This window comes from Achromobacter marplatensis (assembly GCF_049060505.1).
GTDB lineage: Bacteria > Pseudomonadota > Gammaproteobacteria > Burkholderiales > Burkholderiaceae_B > Achromobacter > Achromobacter marplatensis_A.
In genome coordinates, this window is sequence record NZ_JBMGRB010000004.1 from 65178 (window position 1) to 88262 (window position 23085).

General features: G+C 64.4%; 19 protein-coding genes and 1 pseudogene. 12 read left to right on the forward strand and 8 right to left on the reverse strand.

Going from position 1 to position 23085, the window contains the following annotated elements; genetic code table 11:
• The first annotated feature begins 22 nt into the window (after nucleotides 1-22).
• Nucleotides 23-988 (forward strand): LysR substrate-binding domain-containing protein, encoded by a 966-nt coding sequence (locus ACI0FO_RS11345; RefSeq protein ID WP_416026725.1) that lies wholly within the window; start codon nucleotides 23-25, stop codon nucleotides 986-988.
• On the opposite strand, the gene ACI0FO_RS11350 is transcribed toward ACI0FO_RS11345, so the two are convergent.
• The 6 genes and pseudogenes from ACI0FO_RS11350 to ACI0FO_RS11375 form a co-directional block, all read right to left on the reverse strand.
• Nucleotides 981-2171, reverse strand: coding sequence for a M24 family metallopeptidase (locus tag ACI0FO_RS11350; RefSeq protein WP_416026727.1), 1191 nt, complete (start codon nucleotides 2169-2171; stop codon nucleotides 981-983). The two genes, ACI0FO_RS11345 and ACI0FO_RS11350, sit on opposite strands and share 8 nt — an antisense overlap.
• A gap of 21 nt (nucleotides 2172-2192) precedes the next feature.
• The gene (locus ACI0FO_RS11355) at nucleotides 2193-3128 is read right to left on the reverse strand and encodes a Bug family tripartite tricarboxylate transporter substrate binding protein (protein ID WP_416026729.1); all 936 of its coding nucleotides are present in this window, start codon (nucleotides 3126-3128) and stop codon (nucleotides 2193-2195) included.
• Nucleotides 3129-3419: 291 nt separating this feature from the next.
• A pseudogene (gene argD, locus ACI0FO_RS11360) lies at nucleotides 3420-3593 on the reverse strand (acetylornithine transaminase); the annotation flags it as partial.
• A gap of 86 nt (nucleotides 3594-3679) precedes the next feature.
• Nucleotides 3680-4642 (reverse strand): sce7725 family protein, encoded by a 963-nt coding sequence (locus ACI0FO_RS11365; protein WP_416026731.1) that lies wholly within the window; start codon nucleotides 4640-4642, stop codon nucleotides 3680-3682.
• Between the two features lie 24 nt (nucleotides 4643-4666).
• Nucleotides 4667-5599 (reverse strand): sce7726 family protein, encoded by a 933-nt coding sequence (locus ACI0FO_RS11370; RefSeq protein WP_416026733.1) that lies wholly within the window; start codon nucleotides 5597-5599, stop codon nucleotides 4667-4669.
• A 1003-nt stretch (nucleotides 5600-6602) separates the two neighbouring features.
• Nucleotides 6603-7796: an acetylornithine transaminase gene (locus ACI0FO_RS11375; protein WP_416026735.1), complete on the reverse strand. Its 1194-nt coding sequence runs from the start codon at nucleotides 7794-7796 to the stop codon at nucleotides 6603-6605.
• Between the two features lie 218 nt (nucleotides 7797-8014).
• Between ACI0FO_RS11375 and ACI0FO_RS11380 the strand changes: the two genes are divergently transcribed.
• The 7 genes from ACI0FO_RS11380 (at nucleotide 8015) to ACI0FO_RS11410 (ending at nucleotide 14081) form a co-directional block, all read left to right on the forward strand.
• A complete protein-coding gene (locus ACI0FO_RS11380; protein WP_416026737.1) occupies nucleotides 8015-8980 on the forward strand; it encodes a Bug family tripartite tricarboxylate transporter substrate binding protein in 966 nt (321 codons plus the stop codon).
• 202 nt (nucleotides 8981-9182) lie between these two features.
• On the forward strand, nucleotides 9183-9956 hold the full coding sequence (locus ACI0FO_RS11385; RefSeq protein ID WP_416026739.1) for an SDR family oxidoreductase: 774 nt from the start codon (nucleotides 9183-9185) through the stop codon (nucleotides 9954-9956).
• 128 nt (nucleotides 9957-10084) lie between these two features.
• Nucleotides 10085-10993 carry a LysR substrate-binding domain-containing protein gene (locus ACI0FO_RS11390; RefSeq protein ID WP_416026741.1) on the forward strand — a complete coding sequence of 303 codons (909 nt, stop codon included), beginning with the start codon at nucleotides 10085-10087 and terminating at the stop codon, nucleotides 10991-10993.
• A 247-nt stretch (nucleotides 10994-11240) separates the two neighbouring features.
• On the forward strand, nucleotides 11241-12023 hold the full coding sequence (locus ACI0FO_RS11395; protein WP_416026743.1) for a transporter substrate-binding domain-containing protein: 783 nt from the start codon (nucleotides 11241-11243) through the stop codon (nucleotides 12021-12023).
• Between the two features lie 18 nt (nucleotides 12024-12041).
• The gene (locus ACI0FO_RS11400) at nucleotides 12042-12710 is read left to right on the forward strand and encodes an amino acid ABC transporter permease (RefSeq protein WP_416026745.1); all 669 of its coding nucleotides are present in this window, start codon (nucleotides 12042-12044) and stop codon (nucleotides 12708-12710) included.
• The gene (locus tag ACI0FO_RS11405; protein WP_416026747.1) at nucleotides 12707-13363 is read left to right on the forward strand and encodes an amino acid ABC transporter permease; all 657 of its coding nucleotides are present in this window, start codon (nucleotides 12707-12709) and stop codon (nucleotides 13361-13363) included. Before ACI0FO_RS11400 ends, ACI0FO_RS11405 begins: the two co-directional genes overlap by 4 nt.
• Nucleotides 13344-14081 carry an amino acid ABC transporter ATP-binding protein gene (locus ACI0FO_RS11410; protein ID WP_416026749.1) on the forward strand — a complete coding sequence of 246 codons (738 nt, stop codon included), beginning with the start codon at nucleotides 13344-13346 and terminating at the stop codon, nucleotides 14079-14081. Before ACI0FO_RS11405 ends, ACI0FO_RS11410 begins: the two co-directional genes overlap by 20 nt.
• Nucleotides 14082-14131: 50 nt before the next feature.
• On the opposite strand, the gene ACI0FO_RS11415 is transcribed toward ACI0FO_RS11410, so the two are convergent.
• A complete protein-coding gene (locus ACI0FO_RS11415; RefSeq protein WP_416026751.1) occupies nucleotides 14132-15271 on the reverse strand; it encodes a DSD1 family PLP-dependent enzyme in 1140 nt (379 codons plus the stop codon).
• Nucleotides 15272-15554: 283 nt separating this feature from the next.
• On the opposite strand from ACI0FO_RS11415, the gene ACI0FO_RS11420 reads away from it, so the two are divergent.
• The 4 genes from ACI0FO_RS11420 to gluQRS all read left to right on the forward strand — a co-directional run bounded on the left by ACI0FO_RS11420 (nucleotide 15555) and on the right by gluQRS (nucleotide 20395).
• Nucleotides 15555-16517 (forward strand): TAXI family TRAP transporter solute-binding subunit, encoded by a 963-nt coding sequence (locus ACI0FO_RS11420; protein ID WP_313460923.1) that lies wholly within the window; start codon nucleotides 15555-15557, stop codon nucleotides 16515-16517.
• A gap of 228 nt (nucleotides 16518-16745) precedes the next feature.
• Entirely contained in the window at nucleotides 16746-18770 is a 2025-nt protein-coding gene (locus tag ACI0FO_RS11425; RefSeq protein ID WP_416026753.1) for a TRAP transporter permease, read from the forward strand.
• 241 nt (nucleotides 18771-19011) lie between these two features.
• Nucleotides 19012-19470: a DUF494 family protein gene (locus tag ACI0FO_RS11430; RefSeq protein ID WP_006227779.1), complete on the forward strand. Its 459-nt coding sequence runs from the start codon at nucleotides 19012-19014 to the stop codon at nucleotides 19468-19470.
• Nucleotides 19471-19516: 46 nt separating this feature from the next.
• A complete protein-coding gene (gene gluQRS / locus ACI0FO_RS11435; protein ID WP_416026755.1) occupies nucleotides 19517-20395 on the forward strand; it encodes a tRNA glutamyl-Q(34) synthetase GluQRS in 879 nt (292 codons plus the stop codon).
• Between the two features lie 55 nt (nucleotides 20396-20450).
• On the opposite strand, the gene ACI0FO_RS11440 is transcribed toward gluQRS, so the two are convergent.
• Complete coding sequence (locus ACI0FO_RS11440) at nucleotides 20451-23081, reverse strand: GDYXXLXY domain-containing protein (RefSeq protein ID WP_416026757.1); 2631 nt, start codon at nucleotides 23079-23081, stop codon at nucleotides 20451-20453.
• Between the last annotated feature and the right edge of the window lie 4 nt (nucleotides 23082-23085).

Sequence of the window (23085 nt, forward strand, 5' to 3'; positions counted from 1 at the left end):
AGAGATCCATTACCATTTCCGCATGGACGCCACCTCGATCGACCCGCCCTGGACCCGCCGGCTGAAGCTTCGCCACCTGCAAGTGCTGGCGGCGCTGGAAAGCGCACGCAGCGTTACCGGTGCCGCCAAAGCCATGCACATGACGCAGCCCGCGCTGTCGCACTGGCTCAGCGACATGGAAGACCTGGTCGGCACGCCGCTGTTCCTGCGTGGCCGGTCGCTTGAACTGACAGAGGCGGGGGGTGCGCTCTGGCGCTACGCGTGCCGCGTCTTGGGCGACACCGCGCGCACCGGCGAAGAAATCGAAGCGGTCAAAGGCGGCGTGGCCGGCCATCTGCATATCGGCACCATTCTTTCCGCGGCGCCCGTCTTGCTGCCGCGCGCCATCGCCGCGCTGCACCAGCGTTCGCCCAATGTGCAGATCGAACTGATAGAGGGCTTGCTAGAACCCCTGATTGAGCGCGTCGAACGGCGCGAAATCGACCTCATCATCGGGCCGTTGGATGTGCGCGCAAGCCGCTCTGGCCTGTGCACCGAATGGCTGATGACCGACACTTTCAGCGTGGTGGCCAGGCGCGGGCATCCGCTGGCGGAACTGGATGCGCCTTGCTGGGAAGACACCCAGCGTTATCCGTGGATCCTGCCGCCGCTGGGCACGCTGTCACGCGGGCGGCTGGACCAGGCCGTGGTGGACGCGGGCATGCCGCCCCCGAAGCCGTCCGTCGAGACCAGTTCGCTGGTTGCGCTGTTGTCGATGCTGCAAGACCGCGATTACATCGCCACCTTGGCCAGCTCCGTTGCGCACATGTACGAACGGCTTCAGTTGATCAGCATCGTGCGCGCGCCGTCCCGCCTGGAGTTCGGCCCCATCGGCATGTTGTGGGCGGCCGACTCGCCCAGCATCGTGCTGCCGGCCTTGCGTGAAACGCTGCGCCAGGAGGCGCAGGGCACCTCCCACGGCAGCGCTTCAAACGACGCCGCTACTTGACCGTCGCGTACTCGAGCGTCTTGGGCGTGTGGGTCAGCACGCGCGGCGTGCTCCCGACCACGACCGTGTCATCCAGACGGAAACCGCCGATACCGTAGGCGTAGATGCCCGGCTCGGCCGAATACACCTCGTTGTCCAGCAGCGGCCGCTGGTTGAATGCCATGTCTTCCGGGTACTCGTGGTGAATGATGCCCACGGCATGGCCGGTGCGATGGCGGATGAAGTCCGCGTACCCGGCCTTCTCGATCTCGGCCTGCGCGGCCGCGTCGATCGCGCAGACGGGATTACCGGTACACGCGGCGGCAATGGCCGCCTCGTTCGCCGCCTTGGCCGCCGTCCACAACCGCACCTGCTCGGCGGAAGGCGTACCGCAGAACCACGTGCGCTCGTTCTCGATCGTCAGGCCGTTCAAGCGCGGAATGACGATGTTCACCAATACGTCGCCTTCCTGGATCCGCGCGCCGCATGACGCGCCATCACCATGCGGCGAGGCCGACGCGGGGCCGCTCAAGGTCCAGCAGCGGATCACCTCGAAGTGCTCGCCCGGAAAGCGCTCGGCGGCCTCCTGCACGAACAGCGACGCCATGGCGAAGTCCAGTTCCTGCACCAGCCGGCCGGGCCGGATGTTCTCGCGGTAGCGGTCCTGAATCCAGTCGGAGATGGACGCGGCGGCCGCCATCACGGCAAGCTCTTCATCGTGCTTCTGCCAACGCAGCGCGCGGCACTCGGGCGTGGCGTTGCGCAAGACGACGTCGGGCAGGAAGCGCGCTAACTGCGCCAGCACCGGGCTGCCGCCTTCGACGGCGATGCGCGACCGCGCCAGGCCGGCGGCCTTCAACCGTGCCGCCAACACCTCGGGCAGCTGCGTAATCAAAGGCAGCCGGTTCTGCACCCGTGGATGCTCGGCGTAGTAGCTGATGTCAGTGATCCAGACCTTGCCCTGTTCCTGCGAGAACTGCATGTGATGCGTGGACAGCTCGTTCATCACCAGAAAGGGCGTGCCGTTGCGGGGCACGACGGCAAAGATCGGCCGTTCCCAGGGCAAGACGTCGGTGTGGAAATTGGTGGCGAACTGGAAGAAGTCCGCCGACGTGAAGATGACGGCATCGACGGCCAGCTCGTCCATCATGGACGTCATCTTGTCGAACCGGTAGTGCCAGACAGCCTGGGTGAGTTTGGGCATGGTGTGTCCTTTGTCGTGGTTTCAGTCGTTGCTCAGGCCCAGCTGGCGAATCAGCGGACCCCAAGTAGCGCTATCGCGTTCGGTCCATTCGCCCACGGTCTCGGGCGACGAGGGCAGGGGCTCAAGCTGTAGCTCCTGCAGGCGGGCCTTGACCGCGGGGTCGTCAAAGAAGCGCCGGGTCTCGGCGTTGAGCCGTGCGATGGCCTGCGGCGGCGTGCCCTTGGGCGCCACCAGCGCGTACCAGCCCGGCATCGGAAAATCCTTGAAGCCCAGTTCGGCTAGCGTGGGCACGTCCGGCACGCTTGCCGCGCGCTTGTTGCCCACCACGGCCAACGGCACCACCTTGCCCGCGTTGGCCTGCACGGCGCCCGTGTTCAGCACGTCGGCCATCACCTGGGTCTGGTTGGCCATCACACTGGTCAGCCCGGCAGCAGCGCCGTTGTACGGAACATGCGTGAGCTTCATGCCCGTCTTCTGCGCCAGCATCTCCACGACCAGATGCGTGGAATTGCCCTTGCCCGCCGACGCGAAATTCAGCGACTCGGGTTCGGCCTTGGCGCGGGCAACCAGGTCGTCCAACGAACGGATACCCGTCTGCGTGCCGGCGACCAGCAAGAAGGGCGTATTCACCAAGAGGCTGACGCCGTCGAAATCCCGCGCCGGCTCATACGGCATGTTCTTGTACATATGCGGGTTGAAGGCCAGGTACGACACCCCGCTGACCAGCACCGTGTATCCGTCGGCCGGCTGTTTGGCGACGTAGCTGGATGCCAGGATGCCGTTGGCGCCCGGCCGGTTCTCAACGACCACCGGCGTCTTGAGCTGCCGTGCCAGGTAGTCCGCCCACAAGCGGCCGATCACATCCGTGCCGCCGCCGGCGGCCTGCGGCACGACCAGCTTGATGGGCTTATCCGGATAGTCGGCGGCGGCGCAAGCGCTGGCGCCTGCGAAAAGCAAGAGCGCGATCCCTGCTGCTACGCAGCGGGTGCGTCCCGGTACTGTCCTCAACATGTCATCCCCATGAATCATCAAATGCGTCGCGACTGGACGGCGGCTTTTGAAGCCTGCGAGAAGATTATGGGGAGATCGGGCATGTCAGCCCAATGAATAAACCTGAGGTTTCCATAAGCGTTTTGGTATGACGCGGCACCGCTTCGGGGCGACAATGAAATCAATGGCGTCATCCGGCCCGCCAAAAAACAAGGGCCGCGAAAGCGGCCCTTGCTGCTGACAATCTGGCGTAGGGATTTACGCCTTGCGCGCCTGCGCGATCAGCTTGTCCAGTTCGCTCAGCATCAGGTCGATTTCTTCTGCCGTCACGTTCAACGCCGGCATGAAGCGCAGCAAATTCGGACGTGGGGCGTTCAGCAGGTCCATGCCGCGCTCACCCTTCATTCCGTATTTGACCGACAGGGTCTGGAGAGTGGTCTCGATCGGGCGCAGCGTCACCGCAGCGGTCGCACTGCTCACAATCTTGCAGTGCGCCAGAGGTGTAAGCCGCCCCTTACTCAGAGCTGGCCGGTGAGCAACTGATACATCAGCGCGACGTGGTGATAAATCTGCCGTTCTTTGCTCTTCCCCAGTCCCGGGTAGTGCTGGGCCGCAACGTCTGCAGCGTAATCTTGCAGTGCTTGGTCGTTGCCGAACTTTCGGGGAAGACTTTGTGCACGGGCGACAAACTTCCCCGCAGCTTGGAGAAACTTCTCACCGACAGTACCAATGTTGAGTTGGATATCGTCGGAAATGAAGTGTTCGACCCACACATCTCCACCTCGCTCTTTGAAGGTGCCGTGTATTGCAACCGCAGCTGCAGGGCCGCCTCCTGCCTCAAAAATTGCCCCAAGTATCGTGTAATCGCCGAACCCGATCGCTATTTCGTGAAAATTCTGATGCCGGTCCGTGAAGAACTCGATACCTTCGTAATCGGAATTGCGCGCCTTGCGTTGGAAGTCATCACGTATATCCACAACCTTCTGGCGAGGGAGCATCGCCCGATGTGCCGCACTCATCCGCTCTTGGAGGTTGATATGGAATCGGATGTTTGGCCTGTCTGCTAGCCGTTGTGCATTCGCTTCCGTTAATCGGGCATTCATGTACAACAGCGCAACGTCGCGTTCCCGATATTGTGCGAGAAAATTCTTGATTTGCTCAAAGGTCGTGGCTTGCGTGCATAGCAAGCCAGGAATGAGAGAACCGTGCGCATCGATAGTTGCCTCAATTGGCTCAATCCAACCATCAAGACCATCACGGAACTCGTGCTGGTATGGGTTCGTAACGACAACGAGATTGTCATCAGCCTCTCCGAAGTCGCTCAACAATCGCTGCAGCGGCGCATGGGCGCGGTTCACTGGCTCCAGTATGGGAATGACGATGTCTCGAAGCGGATAATTACCGCGCAACGAACGTAATGCCAACATCTCCGACTGTCGGGCATAAAAATATGGGAAATACAAAGCTTGACCCTCTCTCATCCCGCCATTTAGACGGAGAGAGCATCAGGCAAGCTGAAAGCCGATGTCCTCTCTCAATGCAGAGAGCGCGGTTTCTCTCTGGCGCCCAGACAACGGAGTGGCGTAGCCAAGAACGCGCAAGCTGTCAGGCAGCGCGGTCACAAAGCGCACGGTTTCCCCGTCAGTTTTCCTTTTTCTCAATGCGTTTACGAACACTGCATGTGCTTCTAGGCGCGTGAACTGTTGGAAAATTTCCCCACAATAGGCTTGAATAATCCCGGATGGTTTCACCACCGGCTCACCGGTTTTCACAGAAACAGCATCGACATATTCGGCTTTTCGAAGACAACTGAATATAGCTTGGGGCGATAAATTATTGATATTGCTCAACGGCTCGCGAATTTTTCGTAGAAATCCTTTATCGGTAAGCACGAAAATACCAACGCGTGGGTCAGCAATTTCAGCGTAGCTTTCCGCGCGAAGCGGATGAGTCACCAAACACACCCGGTCAAACGCTGTCAGATAGTCCGAGGTCTGTGTCGTCAGGCGTCGTGGTGTGTCGAACTCAGTTTTTATTTCGTATGCCGTTGACGTGCCGTTGAAGACAGCAAGGTCCACGATTGAGCGACCGACAGGAAGCTCCACGTGCAGTGATGCAGTGTTCGGGCTATGCCTTCCAAACACAATCCGGCCGGCAATTTCGGTCTTGTATACAAACTCATTACGATATGCGCGCCGCATTTCGTGCCATGCAGACTCAAATAACGATGCCAGCGACTGGCCCTTGGATGCCCGAATCAGCAGCCCGTGCTCCCTCAAAAACCCGAGCGCAACCTGCCAGTTTCCAGACCGAGCAATATCTGCGAAAACCGGCCGCGTGAACATGCGCGCAAGCAGCCGCAGCCGTTCCGCCGAACTCAACGTTCGGCAGGGCGCACATGGTTTTGCAAGTGGGGCGGCGGACTGTAACGAAGCCATTCAGTCAGATCTTTTCGTCAGCGGCTGTACCAGCCATATTGGTCGATCGCCATTGTAGTCCGGGCGCCATTTTTAGATGCAGACCGCACAAATGAGGGCCAGCTACCGCGGCACAACCTGGCCGGTGAAATTGCGCCCGAGATCGAATCCCTTGGACATGCGAAACCTTACGTTGGCCGTTCGAATGCAACTTCGCCATAGGTTGACGTTAGCGATACAAATTTCACCGCGTAAGGCGTGAGACTTCACTTTCGCATCCATGCTGCTGCCGGGTGCGTGGAAGCGCTCGTCCTGTTGAAAGAGACTTCCGCGGAAAGCGATATCCCGCAGCCAGACACAGACGAATCCCCGCGCCCCAGTTGTAAGCTGCGCAAGTAGCCGCCTCAGCCGTCGGCGCAGCCGTACACACAGACCGCCCCTACCGCTCCCCACAATTCCGTCAATTCGGCTTCAAATCAACATCCCGACCCGCCTACCCCCCGCCTGGCATAGTCCGTGCGAGCCCGTTCAGTTTTCAGCGAGGATGTACTTCCGACAATCACCCGGTCCAATTCCTCGAGCTTGCGCTGCATCTCGGCGTGCTTGAGGCTGACGACAACGGCTCCCCTGTGTCTTTTCAACGACCGCAGGCGGGGCCTTGGATACGCCAAGCGGAACTATCCGGTCGAAACCAGTCCCGTGATGCCGGCTACTTGGCGATCGGCACCTGGGGATAGCCATCGAACCGACAATCGCTGGTGACGAACAACGAGGTGGTTTTGCCCGATGTGACGCATGGTGTCTGCGAAACGGCGTTGTCCGTCATCGAATCCACGAGTCACTCAGGATGTCGCTGACGGTGGGCGTGCCCTCCTCGTAGCCCAGGATATTCGGGCTCACCCGCCAACGTAGCAGGCCGCCTGCGCCAGGGAATGCCGCCCAAACGGCCGTCGTTCGCTTGGCGCTCCAAAGCATAAGGGCCGCGAATACGCGACCCTTGCTCCTTACGATGCCACAAACCCGATCAAGCCTTGCGCGCCTGCGCGATCAGCTTGTCCAGTTCGCTCAGCATCAGGTCGATTTCTTCCGCCGTCACGTTCAGCGCCGGCATGAAGCGCAGCAAATTCGGACGTGGGGCGTTCAGCAGCAGGCCTTGCGGTTCCAGCTTACGCGCGGCTTCAACGATGGCCGGACCATCATCGCGGTCCATCACCAGCGCGCGCAGCAGGCCCATGCCGCGTTCGCCCTTCATGCCGTACTTGGCCGACAGGGCCAGCAGGCCTTCGGACAGTTGCTTGGAACGCGCGTTGACGGCGTCCATGAAGCCCGGGGCGGCCAGTGCGTCGAACACGGCCACGCCCACGGCGGTGGTCAGCGGGTTGCCGTTGTACGTGCCGCCCTGGTCGCCGTGCGAGAACACGCAAGCGTCCTGGCGGGCCAGCAGCGCAGCCAGCGGCACGCCGCCGCCGATGCCCTTGGCCAGCGTCATGATGTCGGGGATGACGTCGGAATGCTGATAGGCGAACATCTTGCCGGTGCGGCCCATGCCGGTCTGCACCTCGTCGACGATCAGCAGCAACTGGTTTTCATCAGCCAGGCGGCGCAGGCCTTGCATGAATTCCTTGGTGGCCGGGATCACGCCGCCTTCGCCTTGCACCGGTTCCAGCATGATGGCGACGGTCTTGTCGTCGATCAGCTTCTTCACCGATTCCAGGTCGTTCAGTTCGGCCTTGGGGAAGCCTTCCACTTGCGGGGCAAACATCTTGTCCCAGCCCGGCTTGCCGGACGCGGACATCGTGGCCAGCGTGCGGCCGTGGAAGCCGTGGTTCATCGTGATGATCTTGTAGGCGCCGTTCTTCTTGACCTGGCCCCACTTGCGCGCCAGCTTGATGGCGCCTTCGTTGGCTTCGCCGCCGCTGTTGGCGAAGAAGACGCGGTCAAAGCAGGACGCGCCGGTCAGGCGTTGGGCCAGTTCGATCGAGGGGATGTTGTAGAACGCCGGCGACGGGTTCATCAGCTTTTGCGACTGTTCCACCAGCGCGCGCTGCATTTCCGGCGCGGAATGGCCCAGCGTGTTCACCGCCCAGCCCTGCACGAAGTCCAGGTATCGCTTGCCCGCGTGATCCTCCAGCCAGGATCCCTTGCCGCTGACGAACACGAGGTCCGGGCGGGAGGTGATCTCCATGAGGGTGTTGACGTTGAACTGGCTGAATTCCATGGCGGTTCCTGCGGGGTAAAAGGACAGGGATGAAGGGGAAACTTCAAGGGGGAAGCGCGAAAACGCAAATGTAGCACCGACAGAGGGATGCTATCGTGACGCACCCCCCGCCGATCCGCCCCGGGCTGCCTCAAAAGGGCCTGCCGTCCGGGCGCTCTATTTTATGCAAGTGGCGCGCCCCACGCGCGCCGCCCGTTGTCGCTTTTTACTGACCAATCATGAAACGTATCCTTTCCAGTCTTGCCGCCGGTCTGGCGCTGGCGGCGGCCGGCGCGCCGGCACATGCCGAATACCCCGAACGCCCCATCCGCCTGATCGTGCCGTTCCCGCCCGGGCAGGCCACCGACATCTTCGCCCGCGCCCTGGCTGAAAAGCTGGGCGCCGCCGTCAAGCAGCCCATCGTGGTGGAAAACCGCGCGGGCGCCGGCAGCAACATCGGCATGGAGCAGGCCGCGCGCGCCACGCCCGATGGCTACACGTTGGTCATCGCGGGCTCTGCCGCCGCCGTCAACCAGACGCTGTACAAGACCATCAACTACAGCCTGACCAAGGATTTTGCGCCGGTGTCGGGCGTGTTCTCGGTACCGCTGATGTTCCTGGCCACGCCCGCGTCCGGCATCACCTCGCTTAAGCAATTGGTGACGCAAGCGCGCGCCAATCCGGGCGAACTGGCCTACGCCAGCGCGGGCATCGGCGGCACCCAGCACCTGTCGGCGGAAATGTTCAAGGCCGCGGCCGATATCGACATTCGCCACATCCCCTACAAGGGCAGCGGCCCGGCCCAGGCCGATTTCCTGGGCCACCAGGTGCCGCTGATGGTGGATTCCGTCACCGCTGGCCTGCCGCACGTGCAAAGCAAGAAGGCCGTGGCGCTGGCCGTGACCACGGCCAAGCGCTTGCCGCAACTGCCGGAGGTTCCGACCGTGGCCGAGTCCGGCTACCCCGGCTTTGAGGCCATCGGCTGGGCCGCCGTGCTGGCTCCGCGCGACACGCCGCCGGCCATCACCGATTACCTCAGCAAGCAGATCGGCCATGCGCTGGGCACGCCGGAAATGCAGAAGTTCCTGCGTGACCGCGGCGCCGAACCCATGCCGCTGACGCCCGAAGGCACCGGCGCGTTCATCGCCAGCGAAGTCGACAAGTGGGGCAAAGCCGTCAAGCAGTCCGGCGCGCAGGTGGACTGAAGATCAACGATCAGGACAAGGCGCCCGCTGTCCGTGGCACCGGGCAGCCCCTTGCCACAAAAGCCGTTCCCGTAAAAAGGGACGGCTTTTTTCATCGCGATTGGGCGGATTTTCTGGATGATCCATCCAGCCCCGGGTGGTTTATCGCAGGGATGCGCTTGCCTAAGCTCGAAGCTCCATCGATTCATGAAGGGGTTTTTCCATGGCAGACCATTCCATCAAGGGCAAAGTCGCATTGATCGCCGGCGGCGCCAAGAACCTGGGCGGGCTGATCGCGCGCGACCTGGCGCAGCATGGCGCCCGCGCCGTGGCGATCCACTACAACAGCGCGGCGTCCAAGGCCGATGCCGATGCGACCGTTGCCGCCATCCAGGCGGCTGGCGCCAAAGCCGTCGCGCTGCAAGGCGACCTGACCACCGCCGCCGCCGTTGAAAAGTTGTTCACCGACGCCGTCGCCGCCGTGGGCCGACCCGACATTGCCATCAACACCGTCGGCAAAGTGTTGAAGAAGCCCTTCACCGAGATCAGCGAAGCCGAGTACGACAAGATGACCGCCGTCAACTCCAAGACCGCCTTCTTTTTCTTGCGCGAAGCAGGCCGCCACGTGAACGACAACGGCAAGGTCTGCACGCTGGTGACGTCGTTGCTCGGCGCGTTCACGCCGTTCTACGCCGCCTATGCGGGCACGAAGGCGCCTGTCGAGCACTACACCCGCGCCGCGTCCAAGGAGTTCGGCGCACGCGGTATTTCCGTCACCGCCGTCGGCCCCGGCCCCATGGACACGCCGTTCTTCTACCCGGCCGAAGGCGCCGACGCCGTGGCGTATCACAAGACCGCCGCCGCGCTGTCGCCGTTCAGCAAGACCGGGCTGACCGACATCGAGGACGTGGTTCCCTTCATCCGCCATCTGGTCAGCGACGGCTGGTGGATCACCGGCCAGACCATCCTGATCAACGGCGGCTATACGACGAAGTAAGCAGCCGGGCCTGCGCAAGGTTCCTTTTGGTCTGGGCGGGGTTCCTTATAGTATTGACGGGCCCAACACTCTTACCTGCCGTTATCCACAGGGCGATCCGCCCGTGGGCGGCAGGGGAAGCCAAACGCATGGACCGATTCGACCAATACCGCGTGTTCGCCCAAGTCGCCGACATGGGCAGTTTCATCAAGGCCGCCAACGCCCTGGAGGTGCCACGCGCGTCGGTCTCCGCTGCCATTCAGCAATTGGAGACGCAGTTGGGCGTGCGCTTGCTGCATCGGACGACGCGGCAAGTCCGGCTGACGGCGGACGGCGAACAACTGCTGGAACGCGTCCGCCCGCTATTGGCGGAAGTGGAAGACATCGACCAGCTGTTCCACGCCGGGCAGCGCCAGGTGTCGGGCCGGCTCAGCATCGATGCACCCAGCCGCGTCGCACGCCGGCTGATCGCGCCCGCGCTACCGGGCTTGCTGCGCCGCCATCCTCGCCTTGAACTCGTGCTCAGTTCGACCGACCGCGCCATCGACCTGGTGCAGGAAGGGGTGGACTGCGCGGTGCGCATCGGCGCGCTGGATGACAGCAGCCTGGTCGTGCGGCCGCTGGGGCATATCGCGTTGATCAATTGCGCAAGCCCCGACTACCTGCGTGAACAGGGCGAACCGCGCCTGCCCGATGACTTGTCGGCGGGGCATTGGTCCGTGGGTTACGCGTCGCCGAAGACCGGCCGGGAACTGCCGTGGGAGTACCTGGCGGAAGGCGGCGCCGGGCAATTGGCGCGCGTGCCCGCCCGCGTGGTGGTGAACAACGCCGAAAACTACATCGCCTGCTGCCTGGCCGGGCTGGGGCTTATCCAGATTCCCCGTTTTGATGTGCAGCACTTGCTGGACGCCGGCAAGTTGGTTGAGGTCATGCCGGGCTGGCGCCCGGCGCCGATGCCGGTGTCGCTGTTGTACCCCCACCGGCGCCAGCGCTCGCGCCGCCTGGCTGTCTTCCACGACTGGTTCGCCGCCCTGATGCAGCCCCATCTGGAGGGCTGACCCAGCGTCCGGCAGGGCGCCCCAAATGAAGCGCTGACCCCGCGTCCGGCAGCGCGACCCAAACCGGTGCCGCGCATGCCCGCATCCGGCGCGTTCGCCGCACCAAACCGGAGCATCGCCGGGCTGTATCCGGCCGCTGCGTGGCAGGCGTGAAATGGCACGGAACTTGCTTTTCCAGCTTTGTATACCGAATCGGTGTGCAACGCATTGACCCGTCCCGGGCGGTGCGCGCCCTGGAGAGTCCCTCATGAACCGTAGAACCCTGTTGTTGTCCCTTTGCACCGCCGCCAGCCTGCTGGCCGCGCCGCTGACGCACGCCGACACGCTGGACGATATTGTCCGCGCGGGCACGATCAAGATCGCCGTGCCGCAGGATTTCCCGCCGTTCGGTTCGGTGGGCGCCGACATGAAGCCCTTGGGTTATGACATCGACACCGCGCAACTGATCGCCAAGCAGTTGGGCGTGAAGCTGGAACTGGTGCCGGTCACCAGCGCCAACCGCGTGCCCTACCTGCAGACCCGCAAGGTGGACCTGGTGATCTCCAGCCTGGGCAAGAACGCCGAACGCGAGAAGGCCATCGACTTTTCGGACGCTTATGCGCCGTTCTTCAACGGCGTGTTCGGCCCCGCGGACCTGAAGGTGTCGTCGGCGGCCGACCTGGCGGGCAAGACCATCGGCGTCACGCGCGGCTCGGTGGAAGACATCGAACTGTCGAAGATTGCTCCCGAATCCGCCACGCTCAAACGCTACGAAGACAACAACGGCACCATCACGGCCTTTCTGTCGGGTCAGGTGCCGATGATCGCCACGGGCAACGTGGTCGCCGCCGCCATCCTGGCGCGCAATCCGGCCAAGAAACCGGAAACCAAGTTCCTGATCAAGAATTCGCCGTGCTACATCGGCATGAACAAGGAAGAGCCCAAGTTGCGCGCCAAGGTCAACGACATCCTGGCCGCGGCCCGGCGCGACGGTTCGCTGTCCGCGATTTCGCAGAAGTGGCTGGGCGCCGAACTGCCCAAGGACCTGTAAGCCCCGCCGGCGGCCATCATGGCTTACCAATACGATTTCGGCGCGGTCTTCGATTACACGCCGGTGCTGGTCAAGGGCATCGGCGTTACGGTCGAATTGATCGCGTTCGGCGCGGTGGCCGGCGTGGCGCTGGGCATCGCCTGCGCCTGGGTCCGCACGCAGGGTCCGGCCTGGCTGCGCGTGCCGGTGGCGGCCTATGTCGAGGTGATCCGCAACACGCCCTTCCTGATCCAGTTGTTCTTCGTGTTCTTCGGCCTGCCGTCGCTGGGCGTGCAACTGGGCGAAATGCAGGCCGCTTGCCTGGCGATGGCGCTGAACCTGGGCGCCTACAGCGCCGAGATCATCCGCGCCGGCATCGACGCCACGCCCAAGGGCCAGTACGAGGCCGGCGCCAGCCTGGCGATGACACGCTTGCAGGTGTTCCGGCATGTGGTGCTGAAACCGGCGCTGCAACGCATCTGGCCGGCGCTGTCGTCGCAGATCGTCATCGTGATGCTGGGATCGGCGGTGTGTTCGCAGATCGCCGCCGAAGACCTGACCTTTGCCGCCAACTTCATCCAGTCGCGCAATTTCCGCGCGTTCGAGGTGTACCTGATCACCACCGGCATCTATCTGGCGTTGGCTATCCTGCTACGCCAGTTGCTGCGCCTGGCCGGACGGCGCCTGTTCCGCAAGGCGGCAAGATGATTGAATTCACCCCCTGGGACATCGTCCGCAACCTGCTGTTGGCCGCGCGCTGGACCGTGGCGCTATCGCTCGTGGCGTTTGTCGGCGGCGCACTGATGGGCGTGCTGGCGCTGATGATGCGGACTTCGCGCGTGGCCGCAATGCGCCGCGTCAGTTGGGCCTATATCGAGCTGTTCCAGGGCACGCCGCTGCTGATGCAGCTGTTCCTGGCGTTCTTCGGCCTGTCGCTGCTGGGCGTGGAAGTGCCGCCCTGGCTGGCCGCCGGCGCGGCGCTGACATTGTGGTCGGGCGCCTTCCTGGCCGAGATCTGGCGCGGCTGCGTCGAGGCCATTCCGAAGGGCCAATGGGAGGCGTCGGCCAGCCTGGCGCTGGGCTACGTTCAGCAGATGCGCCATGTGGTGCTGCCACAAGCGTTGCGCATCGCCATCGCGCCCACCGTGGGCTTCGCCGTGCAGATCGTCAAGAGCACCGCGCTGACGTCCATCATCGGGTTCACGGAGCTGTCCAAAGCCAGCACCGTCATCACCAACGCCACCTTCGGCCCCTTCACCGTCTATGCCTGCGCCGCGCTGATCTACTTCGCGCTGTGCTGGCCCTTGTCGCGCCTCAGCCTCCGGCTGGAAAGGAAGTTGCATGCCCCTCATCGCCCTTGAAGACGTCCGCAAGAAATTCGGCGACAACGAAGTCCTGAAGGGGGTGACGCTACGCGTCGAACCCGGCGAGGTCATCGCCATCATCGGCAAAAGCGGCTCGGGCAAGAGCACGCTGCTGCGCTGCGTGAACGGACTGGAACAGATCGACGGCGGCGCCATCATGGTGGCCGACGCGCAACTGGGCGACGACGAGTTGCGATTGCGCGCGTTGCGGCTGAAGGTGGGCATGATCTTCCAGCAATTCAACCTGTTCCCGCACCTGACGGTGGGGCGCAACGTGATGCTCTCGCCCATGGTCGCCAAGCGCATGCCAGAGGCGCAGGCGGCCGACATGGCGCGCGAAATGCTGACCCGCGTGGGGCTGGCGCACAAGTTCGACGCCTGGCCCGAAGAGCTGTCCGGCGGGCAGCAGCAGCGCGTGGCGATTGCCCGCGCGCTGGCCATGCAGCCGTTGGCGCTGCTGTGCGACGAAATCACGTCCGCGCTGGACCCGGAACTGGTGAACGAAGTGCTGTCGGTGGTGCGCGAACTGGCGGCCGACGGCATGACTTTGCTGATGGTCACGCACGAGATGCGCTTTGCGCGCGAAGTGTGCGACCGCGTGGTGTTCATGCATCAAGGCCGCGTGCACGAGATCGGCCCGCCCGAGGAATTGTTCTCGGCGCCCGCCACCCCCGAATTACGGCAATTCCTGGGGATGACGAACCTGGCGGCCTGAAGCGCAGACGCGGCGCGCACAACATGCGCGCGCCGGCGGCCCGCTGCGGTTCAGCGCGAGAAGCCGCGCGCCGCGATCTCCCAAATGTCCTCGACCACGCCGTCGCGCACCACGACCAGCCCATCGTGCAGATTGAAGGTGGGGTCCACGTGCGAAGGCACCAGGCGCAACACGCTGCCCAGTGCGGGCACCTGCGCCCCCGGCGTCACCCGCACCACGCCGTGCTCGTCGTTGATGGCGGCACAGACCAGGCCCTCTTCCTGAAAGATCGTGGGCGGGCCGCATTCAGCGGTGGTGGACTTCAGCCCGGCATCCAGGATGACGCGGTCCGGGGCGGGCACGCTCATCACCGTGGACAGCACAAAGAGGCTGTTTTGGAACGTCAACGGACCATCCCATTCATTGGCGCCGTAGTCGCCGTCCATGAATGCGTAGGACCCCGCCTGCAGTTCCGTGAAGACGCCGCTTGCCGCGTCGAATTCCGCGCTGCCCGTGCCGCCGCCGGTGATGACGTCGCACGCGATGCCGCTTTCGCGCAGCAGTTGCGCATACGACGCCGCGATGCGCGCCGCCTGCCGGCAAACCTGCGACCGTTCTTCGCGCGTGCGAAAGTGCTGCACCGAGCCGTGATAGGCCTGCAATCCGGCGAAATTCACACCGGGCAGGTCACGCGCCTGTTGCGCCAGCGCCAGCACCAGGGCGTCGTCCGACACGCCGCAGCGGCCTTGCCCCACGTCCACTTCGACCAGCACGTCGATCTCGGCGCCGGCCTGCGTCATGGCCTGGGAAATCTGCGCCAGGTTCTGCGGGTTGTCGACACAGACGCTCATTTTGGCGGTGCGCGCCAATTGCGCCAGCAGGGCCAGCTTGGCGGGCCCCACCACTTCATTGCTGATGTGGATGTCGCGAATACCCGCCGCCACGAAGGGCAACGCTTCGCTGACTTTCTGGCAGCAGATGCCGCGCGCGCCCAGCGCCAGTTGGCGCAATGCGATTTGCGGGCATTTATGCGCCTTGGCATGCGGACGCAATGCTACGTCATGGCGGTCGGCCCAGGCCTGCATGGCGCGCAGGTTGGCCTCGAACGGCGCCAGGTCCAGCACCAGGCTGGGCGTGTCAACGCGGGCCAGAGGGTCGCCCGGTTGCGCGGGCGGGGGCAGCGCTATGCCGCGTATGACTTCCTGGGACATCAGGGTGACTCCGTTATCTGTACCGCATGGGACGTAAGCGCGTGATCGTGTAACCGCACGCCATAACCAAAACATGACCGTCCATAACCCAAAGGACAATTCACCCCCAGGTAAACGATAGCCCCGTAACCATTGGCTACGGGACCCCTACATGCCAGAATTTCATCATAGAAAGGCCCCCAGGGGGAGGCCCGTTTTTGCCTTGGCGAACGCGCGCGGCAAGAACGACCCGACGCAAGGCGTCACGTTGATAAACCCGTCATAAAGTCCCGGAGAAGCTCGCATGAAACTCAAGCATTGGATTACCGCCCTGACCGTTGCCGTCGCCGCGGTCGGCACCGTCGGTTCCGCACAGGCCCAGCAATTCTTCCGCATCGGCACGGGCGGCACCGCCGGCACCTACTATCCGATCGGCGGCATCATCGCCAACGCCGTCTCCCAACCGGGCAAGCTGGTCGCCACGGCAGTGGCGTCCAACGGATCCGTAGCCAATATCAACGGCATCCTGGGCGGCTCGTTTGAAGCCGGCTTCACGCAATCCGACGTGGCGTTCTGGGCCTACAGCGGCACCGGCACGTTCGAAGGCAAGCCCAAAGCCCAAGACCTGCGCCTGATCGCCACCCTGTATCCGGAAAGCATCCACCTGGTGACGCGCAAGGGCGCGGGCATCAAAAGCGTGGCCGACCTGAAGGGCAAGCGCGTGTCCATGGACGAGCCGGGCTCCGGCACGCTGGTGGACGTGCGCCTGATCCTGGGCGCCTACGGCATGACCGACAAGGACATCAAGGCCGAATACCTGAAGCCGAACCAGGCGGGCGACAAGCTCAAGGACGGCGGCCTGGACGCCTTCTTCTTCGTGGGCGGCGCGCCGGCCGGCGCCATCGCCGAACTGGCCTCCAGCGGCGCGGGCATCGAGATCGTGCCGCTGGTCGGCCCGGAAATCGACGCCTTGCGCGCCAAGCAGGAGTTCTTCACGCCCGACACCATCGCCGCCAACACCTACCAGAACGTCGGCGAAGTGAAGACCATCTCGGTCAACGCGCAAATGGTCACGTCGGCCAAGCTGCCGGAACAAGTCGTGTATGACGTCACCAAGGCGCTGTACAGCGACGCCACGCGCAAGACGCTGGACAACGGCCACGCCAAGGGCAAGCTCATCACGCGCGACAACGCCATCAAGGGCGCTGGCATTCCGTTCCACCCGGGCGCCGAAAAGTTCTACAAGGAAATCGGCCTGCTGAAGTGAAGTAGGCCCCCCCTGGCGCCTGCGGCGCCTCCCCCAGGGGCGCCGCTGTGGACCGGCAAAGCCGGATCCACGCGGCCCGGATCGGTGGCGGCGGCGTTGTGCGGCGGGCGTGCCGTTTCGCTGCAAGGGGGCGGGAAAGTGTATCTACCTGCGGCGTGTTATGCGCCGCGCTTGAGTCGGGCCGCCATGAGCGGCCCTGCTTGCTGAATCATCCTGAGAATCACGGCGATGGAAATAGACCACGAAAAAACCCAGCAATTGGCGGAGAAGTACGATGCCGAGATCCGCTTCCGGCCGCTGGACAAGACCGCCACCTGGATCGTTTCAGGGCTGCTCGTCACGCTCTCGATCTTCCATTACTACACCGCCGGCTTCGGCCTGCTGCGCGAGGCCACGCACCGCGGCGTGCACCTGGCCTTCGTGCTAAGCCTGATCTTCCTGGTGTTCGGATTTTCAAAGTCGCACTATCAGCGCGAACCCAAGTCCACTTGGTACGCGCCGGGGGGCATACCGCTGTATGACTGGGTCATCGCCGTGGCACTGGCACTGTCGGTGATGTACATCCCTTATATCTTCGAAGACCTTGCGTTCCGCGTCGGCAATCCGCTGCCGATCGACGTGTTCATGGGCTCGATCCTCTTGATCGGCCTGCTGGAGGCCACGCGGCGGGCCATGGGCTGGCCGCTGCCCGTCATCGCGCTGGTGTTCATGGCCTATGCCATGTTCGGCCCGTATTTCCCCGGGCTGCTGCAGCACGCCGGCAACACCTGGTCCCAGATCGTCAACCACATGTACCTGACCAGCCAGGGCGTGTACGGCGTGGCGGTGGGCGTGGTGGCGACCTACGTGTTCCACTTCGTGCTGTTCGGCGTGCTGGCGACCCGCATCGGGCTGGGCCAGTTGTTCCTGGACGTGGCTTCGACCGTTGCCGGCCGCTATGCGGGCGGCCCGGCCAAGGTGTCGGTGTTTGGCTCGGCCATGTTCGGCATGTTGTCCGGTTCGTCGGTGGCCAATGCGGTCACGGTGGGTTCGCTGACGATTCCCGCGATGATCCGCGTCGGCTACCCCCGGCATTTCGCCGCCGGCGTCGAAGCCGCCAGCAGCACGGGCGGGCAGATCACGCCGCCCATCATGGGCGCGGCCGCGTTCCTGATGATCGAATTCCTGGGCATCCCCTACCAGCAGATCGCCATCGCAGGCATTTTCCCGGCCTTCCTGTACTTCTTCGGCCTGTTCATGCAGGTGCACTTCGAGGCCAAGCGTGAAGGGCTGCGCGGCCTGACGCCCGAAGAAATGCCGAAGCTCAAGCAGTCATTCAAGATGCGCTGGCCGACCTTGATTCCGCTGTTTCTGCTGATCGGCGTGCTGGCCAGCGGCCGCACGCCGTATCTGGCGGCGTTCGCGGGCATCACCGGCTGCATCCTGGTGGGCCTGCTGAATCCATTCCAGCGCTTGCGCCTGCGCGACCTGTACGAAGCGTTCGAGACCGGCGCCAAGTACGCGCTGGCCGTGGGCGCCGCGGCCGGCACCGTGGGTATCGTGATCGGCGTGGTGACGTTGACGGGCGTGGGCTTCAAGATCTCGTACATCGTCATCTCGGCGGCGCAGTCCATCGCCGGCGTTGCGTCGGTGGTGATCCCGGAAGCGATCGCCAACACGCAGTCGTTGACGCTTGTCGCCGCGCTGATCATGACGGGCCTCGTGTGCATCCTGATGGGTTGCGGCATCCCCACCACGGCCAATTACCTGATCATGGTCGCCGTGGCCGCACCCACGCTGGTGCAGCTGGGGGTGCAGCCGATCGCGGCGCACTTCTTCGTGTTCTATTTCGGCATCCTGGCCGACATCACGCCACCGGTTGCGCTTGCCGCCTATGCGGCGGCCGGCATGGCGGGCAGCGACCCCTTCAAGACCGGCAACACGGCGTTCAGGCTGGGCATCACCAAACTGATCGTGCCCTTCGTGTTCGTGTTTTCGCCATCGCTGCTGATCTCGGTGCAGGGCTTCACCTGGTACGACTTCTTCGTGACCCTCGCCGGCTGCATGGTCGGGCTGGTGCTGCTGTCGGCGGCGTTCTCGCGTTACATGCTGGTGGGCATGAAAAGCTGGGAACGGTGGCTGTGCACCCTCGGCGCGCTGCTCACGATCGTCCCGGGCCTGACCACCGGCCTGATCGGACTCGCCATCTGCATCCCCGTCTTCATCCGGCAGTTGGCGGAACTGAAACTGGAGACCGCTGCCAAAGCGGCCTGACCGGGAAGGCTTGAAAATAAAAGGGGCGGACCACAGTCCGCCCCTTTTTTATTTCGCGCAATCCCGTATTTTGGCAGCAAATCCCGGCAGAATGGCGGCCTGTATCCACAGGGTGACGACATACAACATTCCGCCTTTCCGCCGGTTGCCCGGCTAAATAAATCAGCGTAAAGTAAAATTCATGTTTGCTGGTCTGCCGATCTGCGGGCCGACTGTGCAAACAGGCACAAAACTGCGCCATATGTTCGATATCCTGGTTTATCTGTTCGAGAATTACTACACGCCGCAAGCCTGTCCTGCGGCCGATGTGCTCGCTAAGCGGCTTGCCGCCGCCGGTTTCGAGCACGAAGACATCGACGACGCTCTCGGCTGGCTGTACGGTTTGGCCGAGACCACGGAACGATGCGTCGACCTCGCTCAGGCTCCCACTTCGGGAACCCGGATCTACACCGACAACGAATACAGCCAGCTCGGCACCGAATCCATTGGCTTCATCGCCTTCCTGGAATCGGCCGGCGTGTTGCCGGCGCCGTTGCGCGAAATCGTCATCGACCGGGGCCTGGCTTCGCCGGAAACGCCCGTGCCGCTGTCCAAGATCAAGATCATCGCCCTAATGGTTCTCTGGAGCCAGGAAGCCGAGATCGACAACCTGGTCCTGGAAGAGCTGCTGGACGAAGAAGGCGTGCGGTTGCTGCATTGATGATCCTGCGCTCGGGCCCCATACATTGGGGCCCCTTGTCGTTGCTGTGAACTACGTAGGCCGATTCGCCCCCAGCCCAAGCGGCCCGCTGCATGCGGGTTCACTTGTGGCTGCGCTGGCCAGTTGGCTGGATGCGCGCGCCCACGGCGGGCGCTGGCTGTTGCGCATGGAAGACGTGGATACGCCCCGCACCGTGCCGGGCGCCGCCGATACCATCATGGCGCAACTGGACGCGCTGGGCCTGCATTGGGACGGCGCCGTCATGTGGCAGTCTCAACGCAACGCCGCTTACCAAGCCGCTTTCGATGCCTTGGCCGCGCGCGGCCTGACCTATGGCTGCGGCTGCACGCGCCGCGAAATCGCCGATTCGGCCTTGCGTGGCCAGGCCGCACCCGGCGCGGACGGCGAACGCCCGTACCCTGGCACCTGCCGCCACGGTTTACCGGAAGGCCGCAAGGCGCGCGCCTGGCGCCTGCGCATTCCCGCTGGCGTCGAGCACTTTGAAGACCGGTGGCTGGGGCCGCAAGCGCAAGACGTGGCGCAGGCAGTGGGCGACTTTGCCTTGCGACGCGCCGACGGGCTATGGGCCTATCAGCTTGCGGTGGTGGTGGACGACGCCGAACAGGGCGTGACGGACGTGGTGCGCGGGGCCGACCTGCTCAGTTCCACGGCGCGCCAACGCGTGCTGGGCCGGCTGCTGGGCCTGCCCCCCGTGCGCTACCTGCATGTGCCGCTGATCCTGGACCCCGCCAGCGGCCTGAAGCTGTCCAAGCAGAACGGGGCCCCCGCCATTGACATGCAAGCGCCCCTGGAGGCGCTACGGGGCGCCTGGCGCGCCTTGGGATTTGCCCCCCTTTCAGCCGGCGCCGACTGCGGGCAGTTTCTAAGCGAAGCCACCGCGCACTGGGCGCGGCGCTTCCCCTGACCTTGACCCTGAGCCGGGCCCTGACCCTGAGCCGGACCCTGAGCCGGCCTTGCCGCTATAGCGGCTGCAAGTCCGCGCCCAGCATTCGCACCAGCAAGGCCTCGCCGTTGTCGCCCACGCGTAGCTCGCCGTAGCGGGCGACCTCGAAGCGCTTGGCTTCGCCTTCCTGGAAGAACCAGGCATTGGTCACGATGCGCACGCCGCGGTCACGGACGCGGTAGCGCAACGGCACCTCGCTGTCCGTATGCGGATGCACGTCGGGCTGGATACGCAGCGGCGTGGCCACGCCCCGCGCGTCGGTCTGAAGCATCACATAGCCGTCGGGCTCGAAGCCCGGCAGGGTTTCGTCGTCGACCGGACGCTCGCCGCCCAGCCGCAGGCGCGTGATATCGCGGCTGGCCGCGAAGTCCAGCGCCATGTAGTCGCCCTGCATCAGCGACCGAGGGTCCACCGGCGCCAGTTCCAGAATAATGACCTTGCCCGAGGCCAGCAGCTTTTCACGCTGCCAGATGCCGCCGTTGGCCACCACCAGCACCAGCGCCAGGCCGCCCAGGATAGCCAGCGTGCGCCAGCGCAACGGCGCCGAAACCGGCGGCAGCGGGGCACGCCGGTCGGGCGACTGGGTGCGCATCAGCCGCGGCACCAGCCAGACCAGGCCGCGCAAGACGAACAGCAGCAAGGCGCCGCCGCCCAGCCACAGCGCCTTTTGCAGCAGCGGCACATCCAGTTGGTAGTAGTACACGCCCAGGTAGGCCAGCAGACTGATCACGCCGAAGACGATCAGGCGCAGCTGATTCAACCCAAAGCCCAACAGCAGCCAGGCCAGCGCGAACCCCACGCCCGGGCTGGGCAGCCAGAAGCCGGCCAGGATCAGCAGTGCGATCGGTACGCCCCAGGTAACGCCGGCCGTCAACATATGGCGGCGGGGCCACAGCACCGCCATCGCCGCTGCCGCCGGCAGCAAGGCGCCCGCGGTGACGAACAGGGCGCCCTGGGGATTCAGCTGCCACATCGCGGGCAGATGCAGGGCGGAAATCCCGCCCGCCAGCCACACCATGCCCTGCACCGACAGCAGGAAGGCCCAGGCCAGCGGCTGCAGCGCATGGTCTCGCTTGGCGCCCCCGCGATGGCCCATGGTCAGGATCACGGCGGTGGCCCAGGCGCCGATCACGGCGATGGGCAGCCACACGACGTTGGACAACGTGGGATCGAAATCCAGCCACGCCTCCACCAGGTCGTCGCGCATCAGCTGGGGCGACAGGCCGCGCCAGATCAGGCTGGCGCCGGCTCCCGCGATCAGCAGTCCGGACAGGAAACGCAGGATCACATCGGGGCCCAGCACATAGATGGCCGTGGCCATCAGCAGCACGAACACGCAAGCGCTGGTGAACGAGGTGGAATCGGACAAACCGTAAATGATCAGCAACTGCCCGGCGAATGCCATGGCCGTGCCGCATTGCCGCCAGAAGGGGCCCGCGTCGCTGCGCAGCACCGCAACGCCGGCCCCGCACAGGACCAGCCCGGCCACCAGCGCGCCTTCTTCGGACGTGACGATGCCCGAGAAGCCCACGAAAACCAGGAGCAGCAGCGTGGCCAGCCAGGCGCTCAGGCCCAGCAGGCACTGCACATACCAGGGCGGTTCAGCGTGCGGCGCGGCCGCCGGCGCCAGCTGCGCCACGGGCGCGCCGGAATCGGCGGGCTCCACGGCATTGCCGGCCGATGCCGAAGCCGGCTCGGCGTCGGCGGCGGCGGGCCCTGCCGCGCGAGGTTCGGCCGCCAGCTTGCGCAGCCAGCGCGCCGCCAGCACGGCTTCGGCCATCAGCAAGGCCGCCAGCGGCAGCGCGGCCCACACGCCGGGCTCCAGGCGCAGCAGCCATTCACCTACGAATCGCAGCGACACGCAGATGACGCCAGCGGCCAGCATGGCCAGGATGACCAGGTCGCGCCGGACCCGCTGATAATAAAAGCCTAGCCCCGCCGTCACGGCGAGCCACGCAATGCCGCTGAACCCTTGCTCGCGGCCGAAGAAAAAGCCGACGAACATCAGGGCCATGACCAGCGCGCTGATGACCAGGGCCGCCAGGATGCGCGGGCCGATCAGCGTGCTGGCGCGCCAGCGGTGCGCGGCGAGCTCCCAGCCCAGCAGCAGCACCAGGTTCAGCGCCGCCATGACAAGGCTGACGGTGTCCGATCCGCCAAACACGGACAGCCACGAGAACATCCGTTCACCCAGCCAGAGCGCGGCCGCCACGTTCAGCACCAGGATCCACAGCAGCCACACCGCCTGGCTGGCCGCGGCCAGCGCCCACGGCAGCAGCAAGACCGCCCACCAGGCGAACAATTCCCAGGTATCGGCGCCAGTCTGGTAAGTTTGGCCTAATAACGCGAGCAAGGCGCCCAGCAAAATGCCGGCCAAGGCCAGAAGCGCGCCAGGGATGCTGCGCCGCACGCCGGGCGTGCCGCGAAGGCGCAATCCGGCCCAGGCGGCAGCCAGCGCGGAAATCGCCAGCAGACCTTGCGTGCCGGCGAAGCGCTGCACTTTTGTCATGTCCTGCCAGTTGGCGGCGACCCAGCAAATCGCGGCGCTGCCCAGCAGCAAAACGCCTAGCCAAAGGGTGCTTCGGGCCAAGAATTGACGCCAAGCGTGTAGTTCGGATCCCGCTTGTCTTTCAGTGCCGACTTGCATCTGG